Annotated in this window: 15 protein-coding genes; 3 read left to right on the top strand and 12 right to left on the bottom strand. The window is 74.3% G+C overall.

The window, feature by feature from the left end:
• Window positions 1-68: 68 nt before the first annotated feature.
• Both R7226_RS10450 and R7226_RS10445 read right to left on the bottom strand, forming a co-directional pair.
• The gene (locus tag R7226_RS10450) at window positions 69-3,167 is read right to left on the bottom strand and encodes a glycosyl hydrolase (RefSeq protein ID WP_318597063.1); all 3,099 of its coding nucleotides are present in this window, start codon (window positions 3,165-3,167) and stop codon (window positions 69-71) included.
• 244 nt (window positions 3,168-3,411) lie between these two features.
• Window positions 3,412-4,065 (bottom strand): TetR/AcrR family transcriptional regulator, encoded by a 654-nt coding sequence (locus tag R7226_RS10445; RefSeq protein WP_318597062.1) that lies wholly within the window; start codon window positions 4,063-4,065, stop codon window positions 3,412-3,414.
• Between the two features lie 305 nt (window positions 4,066-4,370).
• On the opposite strand from R7226_RS10445, the gene R7226_RS10440 reads away from it, so the two are divergent.
• Window positions 4,371-6,485: a DUF2339 domain-containing protein gene (locus R7226_RS10440; protein WP_318597061.1), complete on the top strand. Its 2,115-nt coding sequence runs from the start codon at window positions 4,371-4,373 to the stop codon at window positions 6,483-6,485.
• On the opposite strand, the gene R7226_RS10435 is transcribed toward R7226_RS10440, so the two are convergent.
• The 10 genes from R7226_RS10435 to gnd form a co-directional block, all read right to left on the bottom strand.
• Window positions 6,478-7,029, bottom strand: a complete 552-nt coding sequence (locus R7226_RS10435; protein WP_318597060.1) for a GNAT family N-acetyltransferase — start codon at window positions 7,027-7,029, stop codon at window positions 6,478-6,480. The genes R7226_RS10440 and R7226_RS10435 overlap by 8 nt on opposite strands.
• Before the next feature lie 110 nt (window positions 7,030-7,139).
• Window positions 7,140-8,768 (bottom strand): FAD-binding oxidoreductase, encoded by a 1,629-nt coding sequence (locus R7226_RS10430; protein WP_318597059.1) that lies wholly within the window; start codon window positions 8,766-8,768, stop codon window positions 7,140-7,142.
• 109 nt (window positions 8,769-8,877) lie between these two features.
• The gene (locus R7226_RS10425; protein ID WP_318597058.1) at window positions 8,878-11,679 is read right to left on the bottom strand and encodes a helix-turn-helix transcriptional regulator; all 2,802 of its coding nucleotides are present in this window, start codon (window positions 11,677-11,679) and stop codon (window positions 8,878-8,880) included.
• 48 nt (window positions 11,680-11,727) lie between these two features.
• Window positions 11,728-13,938: a PKD domain-containing protein gene (locus tag R7226_RS10420; RefSeq protein WP_318597057.1), complete on the bottom strand. Its 2,211-nt coding sequence runs from the start codon at window positions 13,936-13,938 to the stop codon at window positions 11,728-11,730.
• Window positions 13,939-13,973: 35 nt separating this feature from the next.
• On the bottom strand, window positions 13,974-16,019 hold the full coding sequence (locus R7226_RS10415) for a PKD domain-containing protein (protein ID WP_318597055.1): 2,046 nt from the start codon (window positions 16,017-16,019) through the stop codon (window positions 13,974-13,976).
• A 36-nt stretch (window positions 16,020-16,055) separates the two neighbouring features.
• Window positions 16,056-17,828 (bottom strand): hypothetical protein, encoded by a 1,773-nt coding sequence (locus tag R7226_RS10410; RefSeq protein WP_318597054.1) that lies wholly within the window; start codon window positions 17,826-17,828, stop codon window positions 16,056-16,058.
• A 134-nt stretch (window positions 17,829-17,962) separates the two neighbouring features.
• Window positions 17,963-19,621 carry a glucose-6-phosphate isomerase gene (gene pgi, locus R7226_RS10405; RefSeq protein ID WP_318597053.1) on the bottom strand — a complete coding sequence of 553 codons (1,659 nt, stop codon included), beginning with the start codon at window positions 19,619-19,621 and terminating at the stop codon, window positions 17,963-17,965.
• Window positions 19,622-19,655: 34 nt separating this feature from the next.
• Complete coding sequence (gene tal / locus R7226_RS10400; protein ID WP_318597052.1) at window positions 19,656-20,735, bottom strand: transaldolase; 1,080 nt, start codon at window positions 20,733-20,735, stop codon at window positions 19,656-19,658.
• Window positions 20,732-22,123 (bottom strand): glucose-6-phosphate dehydrogenase, encoded by a 1,392-nt coding sequence (zwf, locus tag R7226_RS10395; RefSeq protein WP_318597051.1) that lies wholly within the window; start codon window positions 22,121-22,123, stop codon window positions 20,732-20,734. Before zwf ends, tal begins: the two co-directional genes overlap by 4 nt.
• A gap of 2 nt (window positions 22,124-22,125) precedes the next feature.
• On the bottom strand, window positions 22,126-23,139 hold the full coding sequence (gene gnd / locus R7226_RS10390; protein WP_318597050.1) for a phosphogluconate dehydrogenase (NAD(+)-dependent, decarboxylating): 1,014 nt from the start codon (window positions 23,137-23,139) through the stop codon (window positions 22,126-22,128).
• 194 nt (window positions 23,140-23,333) lie between these two features.
• Between gnd and glsA the strand changes: the two genes are divergently transcribed.
• Both glsA and R7226_RS10380 read left to right on the top strand, forming a co-directional pair.
• Window positions 23,334-25,160, top strand: coding sequence for a glutaminase A (gene glsA, locus R7226_RS10385; protein ID WP_318597049.1), 1,827 nt, complete (start codon window positions 23,334-23,336; stop codon window positions 25,158-25,160).
• Window positions 25,161-25,231: 71 nt separating this feature from the next.
• Window positions 25,232-26,674 (top strand): calcium-binding protein, encoded by a 1,443-nt coding sequence (locus R7226_RS10380; protein WP_318597048.1) that lies wholly within the window; start codon window positions 25,232-25,234, stop codon window positions 26,672-26,674.
• The last annotated feature ends 48 nt before the right edge of the window (window positions 26,675-26,722 follow it).

Below are 26,722 nucleotides of genomic sequence, written 5' to 3'. Positions count from 1 at the left end.
AGCGACCGCGCTGCGGCGCGTTCTGCGCATAAGCCCAGAACGCGCCGTAGCTCAAATGACCGACTCCCCTAGCGACGGGGCAGCGTCGTCTGGCCGTACGGGGTCAGCGTGACCGGCCCGATCAGGCCGTAGTTCTGCCGTCTGGAGCCGCCGAAGATGGTCGGATCGGTGACACGCAGACGATTGTTGAGCGTCGTCGCGACCTCGACCTCGATCGTGTTCTTACCGGGCTGCAGGCGATCGCCGAGGTCGACGACCGTGTTGGTCTGCGACAGCGGCGGCAGCAGTCTGCCGTTGACGCGCACGCGGAAGGTGTCGAACACCTCGCCGAGGTCGAGCTTGGCGCCGACGTCGCGCTTCCACTCTCTCCCGAGCGTGATCGTCGTCTTGTAGCGGCCGATGCCGGAGACGTCCTCCAGCCCCGCGATCGCCGGCCACGCGGCGAGCGCGCTGAGCGGCACCGCGCGGCGCGGTCTGATCGTCTCGTACGGCTGCGCGCCCGGCTGCCAGTCCTCGACCTCGAGCGTCCACCCCGTCAGCGCCAGCGGCGCCGGCACCTGCGCGATCGTCGCTCTGACCGTGCGGCCGTTGGAGAGCGTCGTCGCGTACGTGCCCGCCTGCGCGTCGCGCACGACGAGGCGACCGTCGTCGTAGCGGACCTCGTCGGCCTCGGTCGCCGTCGCGTGCACGTCCTGGCCGAGCAGCTCCTGCCACCAGCGCACGCGCGCGAGCGCGACGATCGTCGTCTCGCCCGGCTTCAGCGTCACGCGCAGGCGGACGCGGCCGTCGGCGAGCCGCTCGTACTGCGCGGCCGGCACGATCTCGCCGGTCCACGCGTCGAGCACGTACGGCGCGATCTCGCGGCGGCTGGTCGGCCGCAGCGTGACGAGATGGTCCATCGTTCTCGACGCGTCGCCGTTGGCGAGGTAGTAGAAGTCGACGTCGCCGTCGACGCGGTGCGCGTTCTGCAGCGACGATCTGCCCTCGAACTCGACGTCGCGCTGGATCCCCAGTCTCGCGAGGCCCTCGCCGATGAACGGGCGGTCGGCGACTCTGACGACGTTCGGCAGTGACAGCAGCTCGTCGACGAGCGCCTTCAGCTGCGCCAGCTCGCCGGCCTTCGGCAGGCCGGGCGTTCTCGGGTTCGACCAGTCGCCCGACATGACGATCGGCAGGCCGGCCTTCGCGAACGCCAGCAGGCGCTCGGCGCTGTCGAGCTGGAGCGTCGTCTCGCGACCCGCGAAGGCGTCGCCCTCGAAGATCAGCGCCTTGAAGTTGGGGCCGTCAGGCGCGAGGCGGCCGTTGCGCACCTGCGCGCTGGGGAAGTGCAGCAGCCGCGGGCTGATCGTCGTGTGCGTCCAGCCGATCGGGACGCCGTCGGAGGTCAGCCACGGCGCGCCGAAGCCGGAGCCGGCGTAGCCCTTCTGGCGGAAGTTGGCGACGTCGACCTGGTTGCGGCCGAGCTGCAGGACGTGCTGCGTGCGGCTGAGGTAGCCGGAGATGTCGGGCACATGGCCCCACGTCGGCTGGCGCGGACCCCACGCCTCGCCGTAGCCGGGCGTGCCGTTGTAGGGGCTGAACGCGGCGAAGCCGGGCCATCTGACGCCGGGCACGTCGCGGTAGGAGAAGCCGTGGAAGACGGCCTGGTTGACGCCGGCGGCGTACTGCGGCGTCAGTCTCTTCAGCGTCACGTCCCAGGCGGTGCTGTAGGCGCCGCCCGCGAGGCCGCCGGCCTCGTTGGAGAGGACGGTTCTGCCGCCCATGTCGCGGCCGCCCGCGAGCGAGCGGAAGTCGTCGAGGTTCTTGAAGCCGAGCGACTCGCCCTCGGGGATGTCGAGCATCGCGGCGACCGTGATCGCGTCGGTCTCCAGCCCGTACGGCTGGTTGCGCAGGCCGAGGCCGAGCGTCCGTGCCCACTGCTGCAGCGGCACGAGGTGGTTGTCGATGTACAGCTGCGACAGCACGTCGTTGTAGTCCGTGCGGATGCGGCCGTGGGTCGCGTCGTCGAAGTCGAAGACGTACTTCTCGTCCTGCTCGATCACGGCGGCGAGCACCGGCAGCAGCTCGTAGCTCTTCTGCTGGGCGAACGCCTGCGGGATCTCGGGCGTCCACAGCGTGGCGTCCGTCTCCATCTCCAGCGAGTCCTCGAACAGCATCCCGCCGGCCTCTCTCAGCAGCCGCTTGACCGCGGGGGTCAGCATCGTCTGCTTCCAGTAGTCGATCACGGCCTGCGTGCCGGCGCGGCTGAAGTGGTCGATCACGAACGAGTCGGGCGTCGTGTGCGGGCCGCCCTCGGGCTCCTGGCCGGAGCCCCGCTCCCAGTAGGAGACGAGCACCCAGGTTGCGGGCGCCGGTTCGGCGGGCGCGGTGAAGGCGACCGTGGGCGTGGCGGTGTCGTGGCCTCTGACCGTCGCCGTGAGGTCGGTCAGCGTCGCGCGCTCGATCCCGACCGGCCGTCTCGTGGTCACTCTGCCGGCGACGACGCGGGCCGCCTCGACGCGCAGCAGCGTCTTCTGCGTGACCGAGCCGTGGGGCGCCACGACCGGCGCGGGGACCGGGCCGTCGTAGGCGGCGCCGGCGGCCAGCTCGACGAGGCCGTGGGCGACCTCCTTGACGGCGCCGAGGCTGTCCGGCGTGATCGTCGGCGTGGCGGCCGGCCAGCTCGGGCCAATGCCGATGTCGACGGTCATGTCGCGCTTCTTCGCGCGCTTGAGCGCGGCCTCGACGGCGTTGACCCAGGCGGGCGTGCCCCAGCCGGTGTTGTCGGGGTCCAGCGGCGTCTTGACGCTGTGGTGGACGTCCTCGATCTCGACGCCGCCGAAGCCGGCGTCGGCGATCTGGTCGATCTCGCGCTCGATCTCGCGCACGTCGACGTGGCCGTGCGGCCACCACCAGCGGAACTTCGGCTGGACGGAGCGGGCGGGGTCGGCGAAGCGGCCGGCGCGCGGGCTCCAGGCGACGTGGGCGCCGTGGCCGTGGCCGTAGTGGCCATGACCGCCGATGCCGTGGGCGAGCGCGTCGCTGCTTGATGCGGCGAGCGCGCCGGCGCCGGTGGCGGCACCGAGCTGCAGCAGGCGGCGGCGGGAGAGCCCGGTCGTCCGCGCGTCGTGCTCGTCGTGGCCGTGCGAGCGGCGCTCGTCGCCGGCTCGATCGCCTCGTTCACCCATTCGTCTCTCTCCTCACGTCAACTGGCGTCGCGGGGTTCCCGTCCCCACGGGTTGGCGCGACTGTATGAGCGTTTGTGGTCGAAGTCAACCGATTGACGGAGGTGATCAACCACGTACGCCCATTGTGTGGGCCGTCGAGAGGTTTTCGTGGCGCGCCGACGCGGTTTGGAGCGCGCCGACCGGGATGAGCGCGGGTCCGTGCACCTCCGAGGTACACAGACCCGCGGTGACCGGGTGAGGCGACTCAGGGAGCCGCGGACGCGGGCGCGGGCGCGGCGGCGACGGGCAGCGTGGCGCCGGCGACGGGCAGCGTGGCGCCGGCGCCCATCAGCGCGCCGCCGAGCGAGCCGAGCAGCACGCCCTGCAGCTCGGCGGGCGTCAGCGGCAGCTCGCCCTCGATCCAGGCGAGGCAGGCGCCGTCGATCGACCACAGCCAGCCCTGCACCGCGGCGCGGGCGGCCGGGCGGTCGCCTCCCCCCTCCGGGCCGAGGCCGTCGAGCACGCGCTGCACCGTCTGCTCGCGCACGCCGTCGACGAGCTCGCGCACCTCCGCGACAGCGAGACTGCGCAGCAGCTTCGCGTACGCCGCGCGGTGGGCGTCGATCCACTCGAGGAATGCCAGCAGGCTGGCGCCGATCTGCTCGACCGCGGGCTTTGACGGGTCGGGCTCGGTCGCCGCGCTCAACTCCTCCGCCGCCCGCTCGAGCGCGGCCGCGAAGAGCGCCCGCTTTCCCGGGAAATAGTGATAGAGCAGCGGCTTCGAGATGCCGGCCTCGCGGGCGATCCGCGACATCGACAGCTCCTCGTAGCCGAACTCGCCGAACAGCTCGGTCGCCCGTTCGACGAGCAGCCGGCGGCGCTCGTCGCTTTCCAGCCGCCGATAGGCGCGAGGTGGCATGCGTCCGATCTTACCAGCCTGTCGACCTTCGGTCGACAGCTTCCTGACCGCCGGTTGACAGATTGCTGACCGTCGGTCGAGAAGCTGTTGACCTGCGGTCGACAGTGCTGCTAGGTTGCCGCGCCATGAGCTTGCTGACCGCTGGTCAACGAAAGGGGAGAAGCACCATGGACGCAAAGGGCACGGGGACGCAGAACGCGCCGGAGGGCGTGGACGACGCGCCGCGAACTGCGCAAGCTGCGCCGCACACTGCGCAAACAGAGCCGTCGACGAACGAGGCGCTGCGGCGGGCGCAGGAGCGCGCGATGGAGGCGCGCCGGCGGGCTGCGGAGCGGGAGTTGGAGGCCGAGCGAACTCGTGGGCCGAGCGACACGGCGCGCGGCGAGGAGACGACGAGCGACGCCGCGTGCGGCGGCGCGAGCGCTGGCGACGGCGATGCGGCCGGCGCCGGCGCGCAGGACGGGCCGCGCGGGCGAACGCGGGCGGCGACCAACGCCGCTCGCAGCGCGGCGCGCGCCGTCGACGGGGCCGTCACCGGCGGGCCGGCGGCGCCGCAGCACAAGCCGTTCGACGCGGCCGCCTTCGAAGCGCTCGTCGGCGGTCGTCTGATCGCCTGGATCGGTGGCGCCGCGCTCGTGCTCGGACTCGCGCTGCTGGCCGGGATCGCCGTCTCCAACGGCTGGTTCGGCGCCTGGGAGCGGACCGGCGCCGCCGCCGCGATCTCGGCCGCGCTCGCGCTCGCGGGCCTGCGGATCAAGCACCACATCACCTCCAACGCGCTGCTCGCCGCCGCGATCGGCGGCGGCTTCGTCACCGCCGGCATGGCCGGCCCCGTCCACCAGCTGATCCCCGGCGTGCTCGCGGCGCTGATCGCGCTCGCCGTCGGCGCCGCCGGAACAGCCATCGCCGTCCAGCGCGACTCGCAGGGGATCGCCGCGCTCGGCCTGCTCGGCGGGCTCGCAGCCCCCCTCCTCTTCGGCGCGGTGCCGACCGGCGGCACCGCCGTGCTCGTGCTCGCCGCCTCCGCGTCGGCCGCCGGCGTCCTCGTCTGGCAGCGCTGGAGCTGGCTGCGCGCCGGCCTGCTGCTGCTCGCGCTCCCGCAGATCGCCTTCTGGGCGCTGACGGAGGCGACCGATCCGCTCGGCGTGCTCGCCGTGCTCGCCGGCTTCGCGGTCGTCTCCTCGCTCGCCGCGATCGGCTGGGAGCTGCGCGCCAAGGGCGCCAAGCCGAGCCCCGTCTCAGCGCTGATCCTGCTCGTCGTCGCTGCCGCGCTCGCCGTCGTCGGCTGGTTCGCCTGCGCCGAGCACGGCCAGGAGACGCTCGGTCATTGCTGGCTGCTCGCGCTCGCCGTCGCCCACGTCGTCGCCGGCCTCGCGCTGCGCCGCACCGCCGTCAACCGCGAGGTCACGCTGCTGCTGATCGGCGTCGGCGTCGTGCTCGGCGACATCGCCGCCGCCTCGATGCTCGACGGACTCGTGCTCGGCCTCGTCTGGACCGGCAGCGCCGCCGGCGCCGCCTACCTCGTGCGCTGTTTCCTCGACGAGGACGAGCAGTTGCTCGCGCTCACCGGCATGGCCGGCCACCTCGTGCTCGCGCTCGCGCACGCCTTCGTCGCCGTCTCGCCCGAGGCGCTCGGCGCCGGCACCGCGCCGCTCGGCGCGTTCGAGCTGGCGCTCGCCGGCACGACCGCCTCGCTGATCGCCCGCTCGCTCTCTCGCACCGCCCTGCCCAACGCCGTCGCGCTGAGCTGCGACGCGATCGGGATCGCCTCGCTCGTCTTCCTGACCGGCGTGCTGCTCGACGGCGGCCCGCTCGTCGCCGCGCTCGCCGCCGAGGCCGTCGCGCTGCAGCTCGTCGGCCGCCGCGACGCGCGCGACGCCGGCGTCGCGAAGCCGGCGTCGTTCATCGTGCTCGGCTTCGCGAGCGTGCTGGCGATCGTGCTCGTGACGCCGCCGACGCTGCTCGCCGACGGCTTCCCGCGGCCGGCCGACGCCGCGCTCGCGCTCGGCGCGCTCGCCGCCGCGGCGGTCAAGCTCGCCCGCGGCGCCGACCGCCAGCTCGCGCTCGGCCTCCACGCCGGCGCCGCGCTCAGCGCGCTGACGCTCGCCTCCGGGCTGGTCGTCGGCGCCGTCAGCGGCGGCGAGCAGGGGCAGTTGGCGCTGACGGTGCTGTGGGCGCTCGCGGGCGTCGGCGGCCTCGCCGCCGGGATCGCGCTGCGCAGAGCTGAGGTGCGGCTGACCGCGCTCGTGCTGCTGCTCGTGACGACCGGCAAGGTCTTCGTCGTCGACCTCGCGACGCTGACCTCGATCCACCGCGTCGGCGCGCTCGTCGGGCTCGGCCTGCTGCTGTTGCTCGGCGCGCTCGTGTGGCAGTACCAGGCCCGTCGCGGCGCCCCGCGCGAAGGCACCCCGCTCAGCTGAGCGGTCCGCGCAACCGCATGTGCGGTGCGCGGGCGTGCTGGCCGGACGGACCGGTCAGCACGTCCTCGCGCCACGTCCCGTCGGGCTCCAGCCCCCAGCGCCGGTAGAACGCCAGCGCGCGGGCGTTGCCCTCCAGCATCCACAGCGTCAGCGTCTCCCAGCGGGCGGAGCCCTCGGCGAGCAGCTCGCGGACCGCGTGCAGCAACGCGTCGGCGACGCCGCCGCCCCATCGCTCCGGGTCGACGTAGAGCGCCGCCAGCTCGACCGTGCGCGGGCCGGCGTCGCTGTCGCGGCTCGGCGCCGCGAGCGAGCAGAAGCCGCTCACCCGCTCCTGCTCGACGGCGACCAGCGTCGTGATCCACTCGCCGGTCGCGCCGCTGAGCCGCTCGTGCCACTGGCGCTCGCGCAGCGCCGTCGAGAGCGTGTCGAGCACGCTGTCGGGCAGCAGGCCGCGGTAGCCCGCCTGCCAGGCGCGCACGTGGACGGTCGCGATCGCGGTGGCGTCCTCGGACTGCGCGACGCGCACGCACAGCTGACCGCTCATGGGCGCGTCGCGCGGCGCGAGACGTACAGGAACGTGGCGGACATCGGCCCGGCAGCGTACCGGCGGTGAGGTGACGCCCCGCCGGGCCTGGCCGGATGTCAGCGCGCGGCTCAGGCGAGCAGCTTGCCCGGGTTCATGATCCCGGCCGGATCGAGCTGCGCCTTGACCGCGCGCAGCAGCGCGACGCCCTCCTCGCCCACCTCGGCGGCCAGCCACGGCGCATGATCCGCGCCGACCGCATGGTGGTGGGTGATCGTCGCGCCGGCCGCGGCCATCGCGTCGGTCGCGGCGTGCTTCGCCCGCTGCCACTGGCCGACCGGGTCGGCCGGGTCGCGTCTCGCGATCACGGAGAAGTAGAGCGAGGCGCCGGCCGCGTAGAGGTGCGAGACGTGGCAGGCGACGACCGGCCGCATCTGCTCGCCGAGCGCGTCGCGCAGCGCCTCGCCGACCGCCGCGTGGACCCGCTCCAGGTCGCGCCACGACGCCGCCGTCTCCAACGTCTCGACCGCGACGCCGAGGTCGATCAGCTCATCGCGCATCCGCGGCGCGCGGAAGCGGCCCGATCTCCACGACGCCGCCGCCGGCTCGCCGAGCGGGTGCGCCCCAGCCGCCTGCAGCAGCGCGGCGGTCGCCAGCGCGCGGCCGTTCACGTCGGCCTCGCCGCCCTCCCAGCCGACCAGCAGCAGGCAGCCCTCTCCCCCCTGCTCGCCGCCGGTCGCGAAGCCCATCGCCGTCTCGGTCTCGTCCGAGAGGCGCGCGAGGTCCGGACGCGGGCCGTCCTGCGCCAGCCGCCGCAGCAGCGCCGCCCCTGCGGCGAAGCTCTCCACGCGCCAGCCCTCGTGACGACGCGCCTGCGGCAGCGGCCGCACGCGCACGGTCACCTCGGTGATCACGCCGAAGGCGCCCTCGGATCCCAGCAGCAGTTGCTTGAGGTCTGGACCGGCGGCCGTGCCGGGCGCGCGGCCGAGCACCAGCGTGCCGGCCGGCGTGACCGCGCGCAGCCGCTCCACCAGCGCGTCGAAGCGGCCCCAGCCGGTCGACAGCTGGCCGGCCGAGCGGGTCGCGGCATAGCCGCCGATCGTCGCGCGCTCGAAGCTCTGCGGCACGTGGCCGAGCGTGAAGCCGTGCGCGGCCAGCAGCGCATCGGCGGCCGGGCCGGTGAGGCCGGCCTGCAGCGTCGCGGTGCGCGAGACCTCGTCCAGCTCGACGAGCCGGTCCAGGCGCGCGAGGTCGAGCGCGACGACGGCGCGCAGCTCGCCCTTCGCCGGCGTGACGCCGCCGACGACGCTCGTCCCGCCGCCGAAGGGGACGACCGCGACGGCGTGCTCGGCGGCGACGGCGAGCAGGGCGGCGATCTGCCCCTCGTCAGCCGGCTCCAGCACCGCGTCGGGCAGCGCGCGCGCCGCGGGCAGACGGTGGCGCAGCAGGTCGAGGTACGACATCCCGTTCGCGTGCGCGGCGCGGGTGCTGGCGTCGGTCCGCACGTGCTCGGGCCCGAGCGCCGCCGCGAAGGCGGCGTGCGCGGCGGAGCAGAGCGCGCTGGCGGGTGGAGGAGCGTCAATCTGGGCTTGCTGAGCGAGCCCAGAGTGACGGTCTTCAGAGCGCGGGTGCGTGGCGGTCGCGGTCGGCTCGAAGATCTGCGTGACGAGCGCGCGCATCTGCTCGCTCACCAACGGCGTCGCGGGCGCTGCCGCCCACGCGGACGCCGGATCGGCTGGAAGGGCGAAGTCGTCGGCCATACGGCCGATGTTACACTCGCGAGCGATCTGTCACGCAGGTTCGGCGGGCGGCGCGAGGCGGGCGAGCGCAGGCGCGCCGGGCGCCGGACGCCGGGCGCGCCTCGCCCCGTTACGCCGCCGCCGGCACGCCCAGCACGTCGGCGAGCTGGCGGCGGGAGCGGATCCCGAGCTTTCCGTACGAGCGGCCGAGGTGCATCTCGACCGTCTTCTGCGTCACCCACAGCGACTCCGCGATCTCGCGGTTGGTCAGGCCTTCCGCGGCCATCTCCGCAACTCGCCGCTCGGCCGGCGTCAGCGCCTCGACACCTGACAGCAGCTCGCGCCGCGGCCGCGCTCCGCTCGCCTCCAGCTCGGCGCGGGCATCTCTGGCCAGGCGCGTCGACTCGGTCCGCGCCGCCAGGTCGAGCGCGCGCGCCAGCACCTCGCGCGCATCCCTGCGGCCGCCGCGCACGCGCAGTCTCGCGCCGAGGTCGTGCAGCGCCCAGCCCAGTTCCAGCTTGTACGGCGTCCGTTCGAGCACCGTGACCGCCTCGCGCAGCAGGTCGATCGCCTCGTCGCCGTCCTCGAGCGCGTTTGCTCTGATCAGCAGCGCGCTGCCGAGCGCGCCGTCGAGGCCGGCGGCGGTCGCGACGCGCACGTCGTGCTCCATCAGCTCGAGCGCCTCGTCGCGCTCGCCGCGCGCGATCAGCACCTCGGCCAGCCGCAGCCGTTGCAGCGCGGTGTGCGGCGACTGCCAGCCGCGCGCGTCGCACAACGCGACCGTCCGCCGCAGGTCGGCCTCCGCCTCGTCGAAGCGGCGCAGCAGGTAGCGGACGTAGCCGCGGATCGTCAGCGCGAACGGCTCGATGAACGTGTCTCTGGCCGGCCCGAAGTCGACGTCGATCAGCTCGGCGGCGCGATCGAGCTGCTCGATCTGGACGAGGTTCTCGGCGGCGATCGCGGCGATCGCCGTGATCGTCAACGGCACGCCGAGCGCCGTGATCGTCTCCAGCGCCAGCTCCGAGTGGGCGGCGCCCGCCGCGACCGAGCCGAAGTCGCGATGCCAGTAGCCCCACGACTGCCCGATGAACGGGTCGGGACCGGAGAAGCCGTGGCGACGGACCCAGCGCTCGCCCTCGCGCAGCACCTCCGCGCAGCGCTCCGGCCCCTCGGCGAAGCGGATCGCGTGGGTCAGCAGGTTCCACGTCGAGCTGGTCGGGCCGACCTGGTCGACCAGCACCCCGCCGGCCAGCGCCTGATCGGCCAGCTCAAGCACCTGTGCGCGCGGTCTCCCGGCGCAGGCGTCGTCGAGCGCGAGGTGCGCCAGCATCACCGGCGAGGCGTCCGCATCGGCGCGGCCGCCCGCGAAGGCCGCGTCGCGCCGTTCCGCGAAGGCGTCGACGAAGATCAGCGCCTCGATCATGAACGCCTCCAGGCGCAGCTTCAGCGCCGGGTCCTCGGCCTCCTCCATCCCACGCGCGACCTCGTCGAGCGCCGACGCCGGGTCGGTGTGCACGAGGACCGTGCCGAGGCCGGCGCGAGCCCGCGCGAGCTGATCGCCGGAGAGACCGAGCGCGACCGCCTCGCGCAGCCGTTCGGCGCCCTCGGCCCGATGCGCTCTCGCCATCAGCTCGCCCAGCTCCAGCAGCACCTGCGCCCGCTGCTCGCGCGGCGGCGGCTCGTCGAGCGCGCGCGCGAGCAGGTCGACGGCCGTCTCCGGCGCGCCCTCGGCGGTCGCGGCGCCGGCAGCGGCGCGCAGGTCGGCGACCGCCTGCGGGTCGCCGGTCGGCTCAGCGGCGAGCCAGTGCAGCGCGGTCTCCGCCGGGCGCGTGCCGCGCTCGCGCAGCCGCGTCGCCGCGAGCCGGTGCATGCGCATCAGGTCGATCGGCGCGGTCGCCTCCAGCACCGCCGCCTTCACGAGCGGATGAACGAAACCCCAGCTGTCGCCGCTCAGGACACCGACGGCGGCGAGCCGGTCGAGCGTCGCGCGCGCCCGCCCCGGATCGATCTCGGCGAGCGCCGCGACATCCTCCAGCAGGCCGCGCTCACCGACGACCGCCGCCGCCTGCACGACCGCGATCGCCTCCGGACCGAGCGTCCGCAGCCGTCGCTGGACGGCCGGCGCGACGCCGGCCGCGCCCAGCTCCGCGACGCGCGCGCTGTCGGCGGCGCTGCCGGCGAGGCCGAGCTCCTCGGCCTCGCGCGCGAGCACCGTCAACAGCAGCGGGTTGCCGCCGGTCGCCGTCATCGCGGCATCGCGGAAGTCGGGGTCGGGCTGACCGCCGAGCGCGCCGTGCAGCAGGTCCGCGACGTCGTCGGGTGTGAACGGCCGCGGCCGCAGCGTGCTCGCGTGCGGCCCCGCGGCGAGCTGGCGCAGCAGCTCCTCCGGCGAGCCGGGCTCGTTCGTGCGCTGCGCCGCGACGACCGCGACGGCGACCCCGTCGAGCCGCCGGCCGAGGTATTCGAGGAAGCGCAGCGAGGAGACGTCGGCCCACTGCACGTCGTCGACGAGCAGCACGACCGGCTGCGTCTCCGCGAGGTTGACGACAAGCCAGTAGAGCCCGTGCAGGACCGCGTAGCCGGCCTCGTCGGCGCGCTCGCCGCCGCGCGGCGCCAGCACCAGCTCGGCGTGCGCCGCGGCGCCGGCCAGCAGCTGCTCGCGCCGTTCTCCGTCGGCGCCGGCGAGCAGCGCGTCGAACAGCTGCAGCACGACGCCGAAGCCGAAGCCGCGGTCGAGCTCGCTGGCGCGCGCGTGCAGCACGCGCGCTCCCTGCTCCAGCCCGGCGGCGCGCGCGTGCTCCAGCAGCGCGGACTTGCCGATCCCCGCCGGCCCCTCGATCAGCGTCAGCGAGCCGCTGCCGGCGCCGGCTCCCGCCAGCGCCGCGTCCAGTGCTCCGATCTCAGCGTCTCGCGCGACCAGCGTCCGTGCCATGCGGGCGAGCTTAACCAGACCACCGGGGGAGTGGGGATCTGCCACAGGTCAGCGCCGGCCGCCTGCTCCTCTCGCCGCCGCTCTGACGGTCCGCGTCGCGCGCGCGGCCGCGGTGTCGGCGTCGCCGCCGTAGCTGACCGTGATGCGGCCGGCGGCTCTGCTGCTCGCGAGCGCCCGCGGCAGTCTGATCGTCGCGCTGAAGCGGCCTTTCACGATCCGCGCCGTGACGCTCTGCGTGATCGTGCTGCGCCCGAACTTCTGCGACCAGACGAGTCTGACGCGACCGGAGGCACCGCGGGCGAGGGTGCCGGCGACGCGCACGGTCGAGCCGCTGCGCGCGGCGCGCGTCAGCTTCAGCCGCGCGGCCGATCTGCCGCCGCCGGGCTTGCCGGAGCCGGAGCCGGTGCCGTTCTGCCCTCTGCCGGAGCCGGTGCCTCTGCCGGAGCCGGTGCCTCTGCCGGAGCCGGTGCCTCTGCCAGAGCCGGTGCCTCTGCCAGAGCCGGTGCCTCTGCCAGAGCCGGTGCCTCTGCCAGAGCCGGTGCCTCTGCCAGAGCCGGTGCCTCTGCCAGAGCCGGTGCCTCTGCCAGAGCCGGTGCCTCTGCCCGTGCCAATGCCAGGGCCGGGTGCGGGCCCGGCACCGGGGGCGGGACCGGGCCCTGGCCCCGGACCAGGACCGGGGCCGGGGCCGGGATCGACCGGTTCCGTGACCGTGATCGTTCTCGTCACCGAGGCGCTGTTGCCGCGGTTGTCGGTCGCCGTCACGGTGACGGTGTAGGTGCCGGCGCTCGCGTAGGTGTGCGTGGCGTCCGCACCGCTCGCTCCGGCGCCGTCGCCGAACGCCCACGCGTAGCTCGCGATCCCGGACGGGTCGCTCGCGGTCGCGGAGAGGGCGACAGTGGCGCCGCGCTCGGCCGTCGCCGGCACGGTCGCGTCGAGCCGCGGCGGCGCGCCGTCGAGCAGCGCCGCCTCCAGCACGCCGGTTCCGCTCGCCCCCGGGATGACGAGCGTCGCGATCGCGTCGCCGGAGGGCGAGGCGGCCAGCGTCATCAGGCGGTCGTCGACCCCCATCGGTGACAGCCCCGGGAGCGGCACCGGCAGCTCGGTGCCGGCCGGCTCGCCGTCGGCGCCGATCAGACGGCTGGCGAGCGAGATGGCGCCGGCGGCCGCCGGCACGCGCAGCCAGGTCGCGACGACCGTGCCGTCGCGGCCGCTCGCCAGCCGCGGGAGCGCGGCGCCCCAGCCCGCCTCCGCCGTCGAGAGCGTCTCCGTCTCGCCGAGCGCCCCGCCGGGAGCGAGCCGGCGCGCCTCGATCCACATTCTCGTCATGTCGGCGTTGGCAGCGGCCCAGGCGACCGTCGCCGTCCCGTCGGGCGCGAGCGCGGCGTCGAGCGACGGGAACGCCATCCTCGGCGTGGCGACCGTCACCGGCCCGTCGGCGACGGCGCCGGCCGACGGCAGCCGCGCCGTCTGCACGTCGAGCTCGCCGGGCTCCTCGCCCAGCTCCAGCCATGCGGCGATCGCCTGGTCGCCGCCGGCGACCAGGCGCGGCGCGGCGCCGAAGGCAGTGGTGCTCAGCACGACCGGCCCGGTGAGCGTGCCGGCGGCGTCCAGCCGCGCGACCACCAGCTCGCCGCCGCCGTCCTGCCGCCGCGCCCACTGCACCCGCGCGACGCCGTCGGCACCGATCGCGATCGCGGCCTGGGCGAGGTTGAAGATCTCGCCGAGCGGTCTGACCGCGCCGGGGGTGCCGTCGGCGGCGATCCGCATGAGGTGCAGCTGCGGATCCTCGTCGACGACCGGCGTCGCCCACGCCACGAGCACGGCGCCGTCGGGCGCGACCGCCGTCGCCGGCGTGGCCGCGATCGTGTCGCTGGGGATGGTGCCGACCGTGCGGACGGGACCGGCGGCGCCGGCCGCATCGAACGCGAGCAGCTTGATCTCGTCGTCGTCGAGCCAGGCCACGCCCGTGCCGCCGTCGGCGGTCGCGCCGATCGACTGCGCGGCGCCGGAGCCCAGTCTCTGCGCCGTGCCGGGCAGGCCGCCGGGGGCGATCTGCTGCGCCGTCAGCTGTCTGCCGGCCTCCTCCCAGACGACGGTCGTGCGGCCGCCGGCGTCGATCCCAGAGATCGGGAACGAGTTCGTCACGGCCTCCGAGACCGTCGGGCCGGGGAGCCACGCGGCAGCGTGGCCGGTCGCCGCGCCTGCCGCCAGCGCGACGAGCGTCAGCACGACCAGGACGGCGCTGCGGATGCGATCCATCGGGCTCCTCGGGGCTCTCGGCGCGGCGGACGCGCTCAGCGGCGCGGTCGGGACGTTCTGCGCTTGGCGACCTTCACAGAACGTGTCACGTTAGCGCTCGCGGTGTCGGTATCGCCTCGGTAGCTGACGGTCAGGCGGCCGGCGGCTCTGCTGCGGGCGAGGGCGCGCGGCAGCCTCAGCGTCGTCGCGAAGCGGCCTCTGACGATCCGCGCCCGCGCCGTGCGTCTGACCGTTCTGCGCCCGGCCTTCTGCTTCCACGTGATCGTCACGCGTCCGCTCGCGCGGCGGTCGAGCCTGCCGGCGACGGTCACGCGCGCTCCTCTGCGCACGGCCTTCGTCAGCTTCAGCCGCGCCGGCGCTCTCCTGGCAGTCGGGTGCGACGGGCCGGGACCGGGCGGGAGCGGATCGCCGCCCGGGCCGGGCGGGAGCGGGACCGGACCGGGACCAGGACCGGGACCAGGACCGGGACCAGGCCCCGGGCCGGGACCCGGCTCGGGCTCCGTCACCGTGATCGCCTTCGTCACCGACGCGCTGTTGCCGGAGCTGTCGGTCGCCGTCACCGTGACGGCGTAGCTCCCGGCGGCGGCGTACGCATGGGCGACGGTCGCGCCGCTCGCGCCGCTGCCGTCGCCGAACTGCCAGGCGTAGCTCACGATCCCCGAGGGGTCGGTCGCGGTCGCGCCGAAGGACGCTTCGGCACCGCGCACGACGGTCGCCGGCACCGTCGCGCCGAGCTGCGGCGGGGAGCCGTCGTAGCGGGCCGTCAGGAAGCCGTGCGGGTCGTCGAACAACGACGACGCCGCGACGATCCCGTCGCCATTGCGCCCGATGCTCACCTGCAGGAAGCGCGGGGCGAAGCCGTCGACCTGCGCCGAGAGCGGCACCGCCAGCTCCGCGCCCGCGGTCGTGCCGTCGGTCGCCAGTGTGCGGCTCAAGTAGCTGGTTCTCTCGCCGGCGTCGACCCGCAGCCAGATGGCGACGAGCGAACCGTCGCCGAGCGCCTGCAACCGCGGGTAGAGGTCGCGGGTGCCCGCGGGCGGCACCGCGAGCGTCCGCCGCGGCCCGAGCGAGCCGTCGGGCGCGAGCTGCCGCAGCGCGATCGGTGCCTCCGCGCCGCCGCGCGCGTCCCAGGCGATCGTCGCCGCGCCGCCGGGCGCGACGGCCGCCGTCACCTGCGACTGGTCGGTCGCGGTCAGCGCGGCGTCGACCGTGACCGGCTCGCCGGCGACCGCGTCGCTCGACGGGAGCCGCGCAGCGCGGAGGCTCTGCGTCGCCGCCTCCTCGTCGCCCTCGAACCAGCTCGCGACCGCGCCGCCCTCTCCGGCCGCCAGCTCGGCCCAGCCGATCAGCGGATCGTCGGAGAGGGTCTCGCTGCCGGCGAGCGCGCCGGCGGCGTCCAGCCGCGCCACCCGCAGCTCCTCCACCTGGCTGCCCGGCATCTGCTCGCGATCCCACAGCAGGTGCGTGACGCCGTCGGGGGTGGTCGCCACGCGCGCGCTGTCGTACAGCGCGTCGCCGAGCTCGACCAGCGGCCCGAGCGTCCCGTCCGCGGCGACCCGTCGCGCCTGCAACTGCAGCGCCTCCTCGTCAGGATCCTCGATCATCCACACGGCGACGGTCGCGCCGTCGGGGGCGACGGCGGCGATCGGATCGCTCTGCAGGCTGTCCGTCGCCATCGCGGCGACGACGCGGACCGGCCCGAGCGTACCGCCGGCGGCGATCGAGCGGACGACGACCTCGGCGTCGTCGGCCGTCGCGCCCTCCCGCCACCACGTCGCGACGGCGCCGCCGGCGGCGGTCGCGCCGACGGCGGCGCTGAGGCCGGGGCCGAGGTCGAGCGGTCCTCCGACGGCGCCGGCGGCGTCGATCCGCCGCGCGGTCACTCTCTCCGTTCCGGAGCCGTCCTCGGGCCAGACGGCGGTCGCGACGCCGACATCGTCGACCGTCACCGCGCCGTAGTTGACGATCGTCTGGCCGAGCGTCGGCTCCGGCAGCCAGGCGGCGGCGTGGACGGTCGCCGCGCTCGCCGCGAGCGCGGCGAGCGTCAGCACGAACAGGACGGCACGGCGACTGCGTGTCATTGCTCTCCTAGGGGATCCGGGGTCGGTCGAGCGGCGTCAGCGGCGCGGGCGCGCCGCTCTTCTCGCCGCCGCTCTCACGCTGCGCGTCGCGGTCGCGCGCGCGATGGAGGCGTCACCGCGGTACGTGACCGTCAGGCGACCGACGGTGCGGGCGCGGGCGAGCGCCCGCGGCAGTCTCAGGGTCGCGCTGAAGCGGCCTCTCGCGATCCGCGCCGTCGCCGTCCGTCTCACCGTTCTGCGCCCGACTCGCTGCGCCCACGTCACCGTGACGCGCCCGCTCGCGCGGCGGTCGAGCGTGCCGGCGACGGTGACGCGCGCACCGGCGCGCGATGCCTTCGTCAGCTTCAGCCGCGCCGGTGCTCTTCTCGCCGTCGGCTGGCCCGGACCCGGGCCAGGGCCGGGTGCCGGGCTGGGGCCAGGCCCCGGACCCGGTCCCGGCCCGGGGTCGGGGCCGGGCCCGGGGCCGACCGGCTCGGTGAGCGTGAAGCGCGACGTCAGCAGGCGCACCTCGCCACTCCCGGGCGTGCCCGCCGCCGCGGCCACGATCGCCTCGCCGGACGGTCCAGCCGCAAGCGCCATCGCGGGGGTCGGTCTCGCTCCCGCGGAGAGCGCCACCGGCAGCTCGCCGCCGACGGAGGCGCCATCGGCGCCGACGGTGCGGCTGACGAGCGAGGTGCTGCTGCCGGCGAGGTCGAGGCGAACCCAGACGACCATCGTCGCGCCGTCGCGGCCGCTTGCGGCCGCCGCACCGATGTCGAACAGCGACGACGGCGGGGACGAAACCTGGCGCACAGCGCCGAGCGCGCCGTGAGCCGCGAGCTGGCGCGTCATCATCACGACGCTGAGCGCCTCCACTCTCGCTTCTCCCCAGGCGAAGGTCGCCGTCCCGTCGGGAGCGAGCGCGACGACGACGCTCGGGAACGGCGCCACCAGCGACGGGACGATCGTCACCGTCGGATCGACGACGGCACCGCTCGACGGCAGCCGCGCCGCCCGCACCGACCGCAGGTCGGGATCGTCGGCCGACGGCTCGATCCAGCCGACGATCGCCCGTCCGCCGCCGACGGCCAACTGTGGCGTGCCCGCGATCTCGGCGTTCGTCAGCAGGGTGGTGTCCGCGCCGGCGGCGTCGATCCGCGCCACCAGGTACCCACCGCCGACGACGTCGGGCCGCCGCCACACGACGCGCGCGACGCCGTCAGCGCCGATCGCGAGCGGGACGGCGCTGAGGTCAGTCGCGAGGCCGAGGTCGACGATCGGCGCCGGCGTCCCGTCGGCGGCGATCCATCGCGCGCGCAGCGCCACCTGGTCGCCGAGCGCTCTCTCCGTCCACGCGACGACGACGACGCCGTTCGGCGCGATCGCCCCGAACGGTGCTGAGAGGATCGGCCCGGTCTCGGTGGTGGCCGAGCGCACCGCGCCAGTGCTGCCAGCCGCGTCGAGCGCCGCGACCTTCACGTCGAACGACGTCGCGTCGTCCGCCGGGACGGCCCAGCTGACGAGCGAGCCGCCGTCGGCGGTCGCGACGGCGTCGAGCGCGATGCCGCTGCCGAGGCTCCGCGGCACGCCCGTCCCATCCCGCGCGATCCGCCGCACGAGCACGTCGGCGCTGGGCGAGCCGGACTCGCCGTCGGCCCACAGGACGGTTGCGGCACCGTCGGCGCCCATCGCGACGTGCGGAAACTGCCCCAGTCGCTCGGAGAGCGTCGGCCCCGGCAGCCAGCCGTCGGCGTGCGCGGATGTCGCTCCCACCCCCCACGCGACCAGCAGTGTCAGCAGGGCGAGGACGGCACGGCGACTGCGTTGCATCAGGCTCCCACGGCTCGAACAGGCGACCGGGCAGCGCCATCCGGGCGTGCCCGCTCCATACCGTCGCGGACGGTGTGGAGCGGGGCAATGGACCCAGGTCTACGCGGGCCGGCGTGACCCGCGCGCGGCGCCGCTCAGCCGGAGCGGCGCGCGCGGTAGCGGCGGATCAGCGCGTTCGTCGAGCTGTCGTGCGCGAGGTGCGGATCGTCCGCGGACTCCAGCTCGGGGATGATCGCGTTCGCGAGCTTCTTGCCCAGCTCGACGCCCCACTGGTCGAACGAGTCGATCTGCCAGATCGTCCCCTGCACGAAGACCTTGTGCTCATACAGCGCGACGAGCGCGCCGAGCGTGTGCGGGGTCAGTCTGTCGGCGAGGATCGTGCTCGTCGGGCGGTTGCCCTTCGTGACGCGGTGCGGCACCTGCGCCGGGTCGCCGCCCTCTGCCTCGATCTCCTCCGGCGTGCGGCCGAAGGCGAGCGCCTCCGTCTGCGCGAACAGGTTCGCCATCAGCAGGTCGTGGTGGCGGCCCAGCTCGTTGAGCGTCTGGTTGAAGCCGATGAAGTCGCCCGGCACGACCTTCGTGCCCTGGTGCATCAGCTGGTAGAAGGCGTGCTGGCCGTTGGTGCCCGGCTCGCCCCAGACGATCGTGCCGGTGCCGTGCTCGACGGGACTGCCGTCGAGCCGCACGTGCTTGCCGTTGGACTCCATCTCGAGCTGCTGGAGGTAGGCGGTGAAGCGCTTCAGGTACTGGTCGTAGGGCAGCACGGCGACCGTCTCGTGGCCGAGCAGGTCGCTGTTCCAGATCCCCACCAGGCCCATCAGCACCGGCAGGTTCTCGGCCAGCGGCGCGCTGCGGAAGTGCTCGTCGAGCGCGTGGAAGCCGGCCAGCATCTCGCGGAACTGCTGCGGCCCGATCGCGATCATCAGCGACAGGCCGATCGCCGACGGATACGAGTAGCGGCCGCCGACCCAGTCCCAGAACTCGAACATGTTGTCGGTGTCGATCCCGAATCTCGACACCTCCGCCGCGTTCGTCGAGACCGCGACGAAGTGCTTGGCGACGGCGCTCTCGTCGCCGCCGAAGGCGGGGCTCGACAGCAGCCAGTCGCGCGCGGTGTGCGCGTTGGTGAGCGTCTCCAGCGTCGTGAACGTCTTCGACGCGACGATGAAGAGCGTCTCCTCCGGGTCGAGGTCGCGCGTCGCCTCGGCGAAGTCGTTGCCGTCGACGTTGGAGACGAAGCGCGAGACGATGTCGCGCTGCGCGTAGTGGGCGAGCGCGAGCGTCGCCATCGCGGGGCCGAGGTCGGAGCCGCCGATGCCGATGTTGACGACCGCTCTGATCGGCTTGCCGGTGTGCCCCTTCCAGTCGCCGGAGCGGACGCGCTCGGAGAACGCGCCCATCTTGTCGAGCACCGCGTGCACCTGCGGCACGACGTTCTCGCCGTCGACCTCGATCACCGCGTCGCGCGGCGCGCGCAGGGCGGTGTGCAGCACCGCGCGCCCCTCGCTGACGTTGATCTTCTCGCCCGCGAACATCGCGTCGCGGCGCTCCTCGACCCCCGCGGCCTCGGCGAGCGAGAGCAGCAGCGACAGCGTCTCGTCGGTGACGAGCTGCTTGGAGTAGTCGAGGTAGAGGCCCGCGCCCTCGGCCGCGAGCCGCTCGCCGCGGCCGGGGTCCTCGGCGAACAGGCGCCGCAGGTCGAGCTGTCCCTGCTCGTCGCGATGACGCTGAAGCTCGGCCCAGATCGGCGCGGTCGCCGCCGCGGTGTCGCTCACGCTGCTCGTGCTGCTCACGGTCGTCGGTCTCCTGTCGTCCGTCGGCGCGCCGCTAGGCGGTGAGCGCCTGGCTCTTGGTCGCGATCTGCTCCAGCAGGCTGTCCCACGACTTCTGGAAGGCGTCCGCGCCCTCCTGCTGCAGCCGCTCGGCGAGCGCGTCGACGCCGATCCCGGCCGCCTCGAAGGCTGCCAGCACCTGCTCGGAGTCGCCGCCGTCGCGCGCCAGCGGCTCCCCCACCTTGCCGTGGTCGGCGAAGGCGATGAGCGTCTTCTCCGGCATCGTGTTGACCGTCAGCGGCGAGGCGAACGCCTCGATGTAGAGCGTGTCCGACGCCTCCGGGTCCTTCGTCCCGGTCGACGCCCACAGCGCCCGCTGCGGCCGCGCGCCCTCGTTCAGCAGCCGCTGCACGCGCGCGGAGGCGACCAGCTCCAGGTAGGCGACGTACGCCTGCTGGACGACCGCGATGCCGAGGCGGTTCTTGTAGCCCTCCGGCGCGGAGTCCTTGACGGCGACGTCCCAGCGACTGATGAAGATCGACGCGACCGAGGCGACCTGCGGGTTGAGGCCGGCCTCGACGCGCCGCTCGATCCCTCTCAGGTAGGCGTCGGCGGCGGCGAGGTACTGCTTCGCGTCGAACAGCAGCGTGACGTTGACGGGGATGCCGGCGAAGATCGCCTCCTCGATCGCGGGCAGGCCCTCGGGCGTGCCGGGGATCTTGATGAAGAGGTTCGGACGGTCGCCGCGCGCGTGCAGCTCCTTCGCCTGCGCGAGCGTCGCCGCCGTGTCGCGCACCAGCTGCGGCGAGACCTCGAGCGAGACGAAGCCGTCGACCCCGTCGGTCTTGTCGTGGATCGGACGGAAGAGGTCGGCCGCGCGCGTGATGTCCTCCAGCGCCAGGTCGAAGAAGGCGCCCTCGCCGTCCTTGCCGGCCTCGACGGAGGCGCGGATCGAGCCGTCGTAGGCGTCGCCGGCGGCGACGGCGTGCTCGAAGATCGTCGGGTTGGAGGTCAGACCGGTCACGTCGCGGTCGGAGATGTGCGCGGCCAGCGTTCCGTCGCCGAGCATGTCGCGCGTGATGTTGTCGAGCCAGAGGCTCTGGCCAAGGTCGTGAAGGTCTCTCGTAGCGCTCATGAGGTGGGTCCTCTCGGGTCGTGCCAGCAGTCGTCGTCGGTCAAGAGGCGCTCGGCCTCCGCCGGGCCCCAGGTACCCGGCTCGTATCTGTGCAAGGGAGTCGTGTCATCCAGGATGGCACCGACGACCCGCCATGCGGCCTCGACGGTGTCCTCACGTGCGAACAACGTCGCGTCGCCGCGCATCGCGTCGCCGAGCAGACGCTCGTACGGGGGCATCTCGTCGGCGGCGTGGTGCTGGGCGACCAGCTGCACGTCCTCCCCGCTCATCCGCTCGCCCGGCACCTTCGCGCGCGCCTGCAGCGCGATCTCGACGTTCGGCGAGAGCGTGAAGCGGAAGGTGTTGCGGCGCCTGTCGTCCTCGGGGTCGAAGATCGTCTCGGGCGGGTGTCTGAGCGTCACCAGCACCTCGGTCGCCGTCACCGGCAGCCGCTTGCCGGCGCGGATGTAGAACGGCACGCCGGCCCAGCGCCAGTTGTCGACGTGGACGCGCACGGCCGCGAACGTCTCGACCGTCGAGTCGGGCGCGACGCCCGGCTCGTCGTGGTAGCCGTCGAACTGCCCGCGCACGACGTCGTCGGGCGTCAGCGGGCGGATCGAGTCCATCAGCCGCGACTTCTCGCTGCGCAGGCCGTCGTGCGAGTTGGGGCTGGGAGCGTCGAGCGCGAGCAGCGCCAGCACCTGCAGCATGTGGTTCTGGACGACGTCGCGGATCGCGCCGGCCGACTCGTAGAACGAGCCGCGGCCGGCGACGCCGAAGCTCTCCGCCATCGTGATCTGCACGCTCTTGACGTGCTCGCGGTTCCAGATCGGCTCCAGGAACGAGTTCGCGAAGCGGAAGTAGAGGAGGTTCTCGACCGGCTCCTTGCCGAGGTAGTGGTCGATGCGGAAGGTGCTGCGCTCCGGGAAGACGCTCGCGAGCGTCGCGTTCAGCTCCAGCGCGCTCGCGAGGTCGCGCCCGAACGGCTTCTCGACGACGACGCGCGCGCCGTCCTCCGCGCAGCCCGATCTGCCGAGCGCCTCGACGACCGTGCCGAACAGGACCGGCGGGATCGCGAGGTAGTGCAGCGGGCGGCAGGCGTCGCCGAGCGTCTCGCGCAGCTGCGCGAAGGTCGCCGGGTCGGCGTAGTCGCCGTCGATGTAGCGCAGCCGCTCGACCAGCTTCGCGAAGGCGGCGTCGTCGACGCCGCCGTGCTCGCTGAGCGAGTCGTGCGCCCGTCTGCGCAGGTCCTCCAGCGTCCAGCCGGCCTTCGCCACGCCGACGATCGGCACGTCGAGGCGGCCGTGCCGGATCATCGACTGCAGCGCCGGGAAGATCTGCTTGTAGGCGAGGTCGCCGGTCGCGCCGAAGAAGACGAGCGCGTCGGCGGCCTCCGCTCCGCCGCTCACCGTCAGTCCTTCTTCTCGTCGTGGCCGCCGAACTGGCTGCGCATCGCCGACTGGACTCTGTTGGCGTACAGGTCGAGGCCGCGCGAGGCGAAGCGGCTGTAGAGCGCGCTCGTGAGGACCGGCGCCGGGACGCCTTCCTCGACCGCGGCGAGCGCCGTCCAGCGGCCCTCGCCGGAGTCCGAGACGCGGCCGGAGAACTCGGCCAGGTCGGGCGACTCGCTGAGCGCGATCGCGGTCAGGTCGAGCAGCCACGAGGCGATCACCGAGCCGCGGCGCCAGACCTCGGTGACGGCCGTCAGGTCGATGTCGTACTGGTACGCCTCGGGGTCGGTCAGCGGCGCCGTCTCGGCGTCGGCCGCGTGCTCGCGTCTGCCGACGTCGGCGTTCTTGATGATGTTCAGGCCCTCGGCGTAGGCGGCCATCATGCCGTACTCGATGCCGTTGTGGACCATCTTCACGAAGTGGCCGGCGCCGACGGGGCCGCAGTGCAGCCAGCCCTCCTCGCCCGCCTGCAGCTCGCCGGTCTTGCCGGGGGTGCGCGGCGCCGCCTCGACGCCTGGGGCGAGCGTCTTGAAGATCGGCGTCAGCCGCGCGATCGCGCGGTCGTCCCCGCCGATCATCAGCGAGTAGCCGCGCTCGAGCCCGAAGACGCCGCCGGAGGTGCCGACGTCGACGTAGTGCTGACCGTTCGCCGTCACGTCCTTGGCGCGGCGGATGTCGTCGCGGTAGTACGAGTTGCCGCCGTCGATCACGATGTCGTCAGCGTCGAGCAGCGGCAGCAGGTCGGCGAGCGTCGAGTCGACGACGGCCGCGGGCACCATCAGCCAGACCGCGCGCGGCTTCTCCAGCTTCGAGACGAACTCCTCGAGGCTCGCGGCGCCGGCCGCGCCCTCGCCCGCGAGCTGCTGGACCGCATCCTGGTTGCGGTCGTACGCGACCGCGGTGTGCCCGTCTCTGAGGAGGCGGCGCACCATGTTCGCGCCCATCCGGCCCAGTCCGATCATGCCGAGCTGCATTCGCTCGCACTCCTTTCCTGCCGGTCGCAGCCGGCCACGTCTTGCCGCAGTCTCGCCCCCACCCTACGCGGCAGGAGCCCGATGTTGCTATCGCACGGTGAATCGATCGCCCGACTGCACGGGTTCTTCGACATGAATGGGCAGTTCTCCACCCTTTCGGGGGGATTTGCGGCGACTTCGGTAGCGTGGCGCTGATGCGCTCGCCGATCGACGACTACCTCCACGGCCTGCTGGAGCGCTGCCGCGCGCAGGACGGCGGCGCCGTCGCCGACTACATCCCGGAGCTGGCGCGGGTCGATCCGGAGCTGACGGGGATCTGCCTGGCGACGATCGACGGCCACGTCTACGAGGCCGGCGACACGCACGTGCCGTTCACGATCCAGTCGATCTCGAAGCCGTTCGCGTACGCGATGGCGCTGGAGGACGCGGGCGTGGCGGCGGTCGAGGCGAGGATCGACGTCGAGCCCTCCGGCGACGCCTTCAACTCGATCAGCCTCGACCCGGCGAGCGGGCGGCCGCTCAACCCGATGATCAACGCGGGGGCGATCACGTCGACGTCGCTGGTGAGCGGCGGGGCCGGCGCGGGCGTCTCCGGTGAGGAGCGCCTCGGCCGGATCGTCGCGGGGCTGTCGCGCTTCGCCGGGCGTCCGCTGGCGGTCGACGAGGACGTGGCGGCGTCGGAGTCGGCGACCGGCCATCGCAACCGCGCGATCGGCTGGATGCTGCGCTCGCGCGGGATCCTCGACGGCGACCCCGACGCGACGCTGGAGGTCTACTTCCGCCAGTGCGCGGTCGGCGTCGACTGCCGCGACCTGAGCCTGATGGCGGCGACGCTCGCCAACGGCGGCGTGCACCCGCTGACGGGCGAGCGGGCGCTCGCGCGCGAGCACGTGCAGCAGGTGCTGAGCGTGATGACGACGTGCGGCATGTACGACGCCGCCGGCAACTGGATGGTGCGCGTCGGGCTGCCCGCCAAGAGCGGCGTCGGCGGCGGGATCCTCGCGCTGCTGCCCGGCCAGCTCGGCCTGGCGGTCTTCTCCCCGCGGCTCGACGCGTGGGGCAACAGCGTGCGCGGCGTGTTCGCCTGCGGCGAGCTGTCGCGCGACCTCGATCTCCACTTCCTGCGCGCCTCGCGCCCCGCCCACGTCGCGATCGCAGCGCGGCACCCGGTCGACCGCGAGCCGTCGCGGCGCCGCCGGCCGGCGGCGGAGCGCGAGCTGCTGGAGCGCGTCGGACGGCGCGGGATCGTCTTCGAGCTGCAGGGTGACGTGCTCGTCGCCAGCGCCGAGCGGATCATCCGCGCGGTCTCCTCCGAGCCGGTCGACGTCGCGGCGATCGACCTGCGCGACGCCGAGTACGTCGACCCGCCGTCGGTGCGCTTGCTGCACGCGACGGCAGCGCGCCTGCGCGAGCAGGGCCGCGAGCTGGCCTTCGTCGAGCGGGCGGGGCGGGATGCGCTGGGGGTGGCTGATGCTTCAGAGCCGCTCGTCTTCCCCGACCGCGACTCGGCGAGCGAGTGGATCGAGGATCGGCTGCTGGCGCGGCACGGCGGCGGCGGACTGGGCCGTGCCGCCTGCTCGCTCGACGAGCACCGCCTGATGCGCGAGCTCTCCGGCGAGCAGCTCGCTCAGCTGGCGGCGCTGCTGCAACCGCGGCCGTTCGCGGCCGGGGAGCTGATCGCCGGCGTCGGCGAGCAGGCCACCGAGGTCTTCCTGCTGATGCGCGGCGAGCTGAGCACGTCAGTGCCGCTGCCGGACGGCGGCCGGCGGCGCCTGTCGACCGTGACCCCCGGCTGGACGGTCGGCGAGATGGCCGTGCTCGGCGAGGGCGCCCGCACCGCCGACACCCGCGCCGACACCGACGGCGACCTGCTCCTGCTCGCCGCCGACGACTTCCACGCGCTCGCCGACGGCAACCCCGCGCTCCATGCCGCGCTCCTGCGCAACATGCTGACCGGCGCCTACGAGCTGGCCGCCCAGCTCACGCGCGAGCTGGGCCGGCCGAGCGGCGCGGGGGCGTAGGCGCGGGCCCACCACCGCGGGACTGGCGCGCAGCCGTTCCATTCCGTGGTGCGTTGGTCTACGCTCGCGCGGTGCGTTCGCTCCCGCCTCTCCTCACCCTGCCGGCGCTGGTCGTTCTGCTGGGCGCCGCGCCCGCTTCCGCCGCCGTGAACGTGGCCCTCTCCGGCGGCACCCTCGCGCTGACCGGCGACGCTGCCGACGACGTCGTCGCGATCCGGCCGGCGGGCGACCTGACCCGTGTGCAGGTCGACCTCGGCGCCGACGGCACGATCGAGCAGGACTTCCTGCGCTCGACGGTGCTGCGGATCGAGGCGCGCGGCGGCGACGGGCGCGACCGCATCGCGATCAGCCTCGGCGGTGCCGGCGGCGAGCCGGTCACGATCGACGGCGGCGCGGGGAACGACCTGCTGAGCGGCGGCACGGCCGCCGACGAGATCTCCGGCGGGCCGGGTGACGACGTGATCGAGCCCAAGCAGAACAGCGACCGTGTCGACGGCGGACCGGGCACTGACCTCTTCACCTGGAGACCTGGCGAGGGCAGCGACCTGCTCGACGGCGGCACCGGGCTCGACGAGCTCGACTTCGACGCCAACGACGCGAGCGAGCAGTTGACGCTGTCGAAGAACGGGTCGCGCGCGCTGCTGTTCCGCAACGTCGGCAACGTCACGCAGGATCTCGGCAGCATCGAGCGCGTCGTGCTGGAGAGTCGCGGCGGCGGTGACGTGCTCACCGTGAGCGGGGCCGGCATTGGCGACGCGCTCGTGCTGGTCGCCGACCTCGGCGCTGGTGTCGACACCGCGACCGGCGGCGACGGCGACGACACGATCGATGGCGGCGCCGACGCCGACACGATCGACGGCGGCGCGGGCGGTGACCTGCTGCTCGGCGGTGACGGCGACGACATACTGCACGGTGGCCCTGGTGACGACGGGCTCGACGGCGGTCTCGGCAACGACTGGCTCTCCGGTGGCGAAGGCATCGACGCCTGCCTGCCCGACTACGCGATGGACATCGGCACCTGCGAGACGAGCGCGCTGCCGGCGCCGCCCGCGCGTGCTCCGCGCGTGTGGCAGCCCGACCTCGCGCCGCCGGTGACGATCCCCGGCGAGACCGTGACGGTGCCCGTCCCCGGCCCGCCGGTGCCCGGGCCGCCGGTCGCGGAGCCGGGGCCGGAGAGAGTGATCGTGGCCGCCGCCGTCGCCCCCGGTCGCGTCACCCCAACCCGCGGCGGCCTGGCGGTCGTGCTGAGCAACCCCGCGAGAATCGCGCAGCGGGTCGAGCTGAGCGCGCGCGAGCGGTTCGGCGGCAGAGGCGCGCACCTCTACAGAACCGTGACGCGCACCGTCCCGGCGGGCGGCTCGGTCACCGTCTCGCTCGCGGCGCCGGCGGCGCTGAGACGAGCGCTCGCGAGCGCGCTCAGAAGAGCGAGAAGAATCACCCGCACGCCGCAGATCACCGTACGCAGCGGACCCGAGGCGAGAACGACGAGAGCGAGACTGACGCAGCGCCGCTGAGCGGCTGCCTCCGGCGCGACACGGCGCGCGGCGCAGCACGCCGCGGCG

The organism is Conexibacter stalactiti (assembly GCF_033542075.1).
Taxonomy (GTDB): Bacteria; Actinomycetota; Thermoleophilia; order Solirubrobacterales; family Solirubrobacteraceae; genus Conexibacter; species Conexibacter stalactiti.
The sequence above is the reverse complement of the archived record's forward strand: the minus strand, read 5'-3'. Positions and strand labels throughout refer to the sequence as shown.

Bases quoted from the DNA above. Each gene is read 5' to 3' on its own strand.
- R7226_RS10450 (WP_318597063.1), bottom strand. From the start codon at position 3,167: ATGGGTGAACGAGGCGATCGAGCCGGCGACGAGCGCCGCTCGCACGGC.
- R7226_RS10445 (WP_318597062.1), bottom strand. From the start codon at position 4,065: ATGCCACCTCGCGCCTATCGGCGGCTGGAAAGCGACGAGCGCCGCCGG.
- R7226_RS10440 (WP_318597061.1), top strand. From the start codon at position 4,371: ATGGAGGCGCGCCGGCGGGCTGCGGAGCGGGAGTTGGAGGCCGAGCGA.
- R7226_RS10435 (WP_318597060.1), bottom strand. From the start codon at position 7,029: ATGAGCGGTCAGCTGTGCGTGCGCGTCGCGCAGTCCGAGGACGCCACC.
- R7226_RS10430 (WP_318597059.1), bottom strand. From the start codon at position 8,768: ATGGCCGACGACTTCGCCCTTCCAGCCGATCCGGCGTCCGCGTGGGCG.
- R7226_RS10425 (WP_318597058.1), bottom strand. From the start codon at position 11,679: ATGGCACGGACGCTGGTCGCGCGAGACGCTGAGATCGGAGCACTGGAC.
- R7226_RS10420 (WP_318597057.1), bottom strand. From the start codon at position 13,938: ATGGATCGCATCCGCAGCGCCGTCCTGGTCGTGCTGACGCTCGTCGCG.
- R7226_RS10415 (WP_318597055.1), bottom strand. From the start codon at position 16,019: ATGACACGCAGTCGCCGTGCCGTCCTGTTCGTGCTGACGCTCGCCGCG.
- R7226_RS10410 (WP_318597054.1), bottom strand. From the start codon at position 17,828: ATGCAACGCAGTCGCCGTGCCGTCCTCGCCCTGCTGACACTGCTGGTC.
- tal (WP_318597052.1), bottom strand. From the start codon at position 20,735: ATGAGCGCTACGAGAGACCTTCACGACCTTGGCCAGAGCCTCTGGCTC.
- gnd (WP_318597050.1), bottom strand. From the start codon at position 23,139: ATGCAGCTCGGCATGATCGGACTGGGCCGGATGGGCGCGAACATGGTG.
- glsA (WP_318597049.1), top strand. From the start codon at position 23,334: ATGCGCTCGCCGATCGACGACTACCTCCACGGCCTGCTGGAGCGCTGC.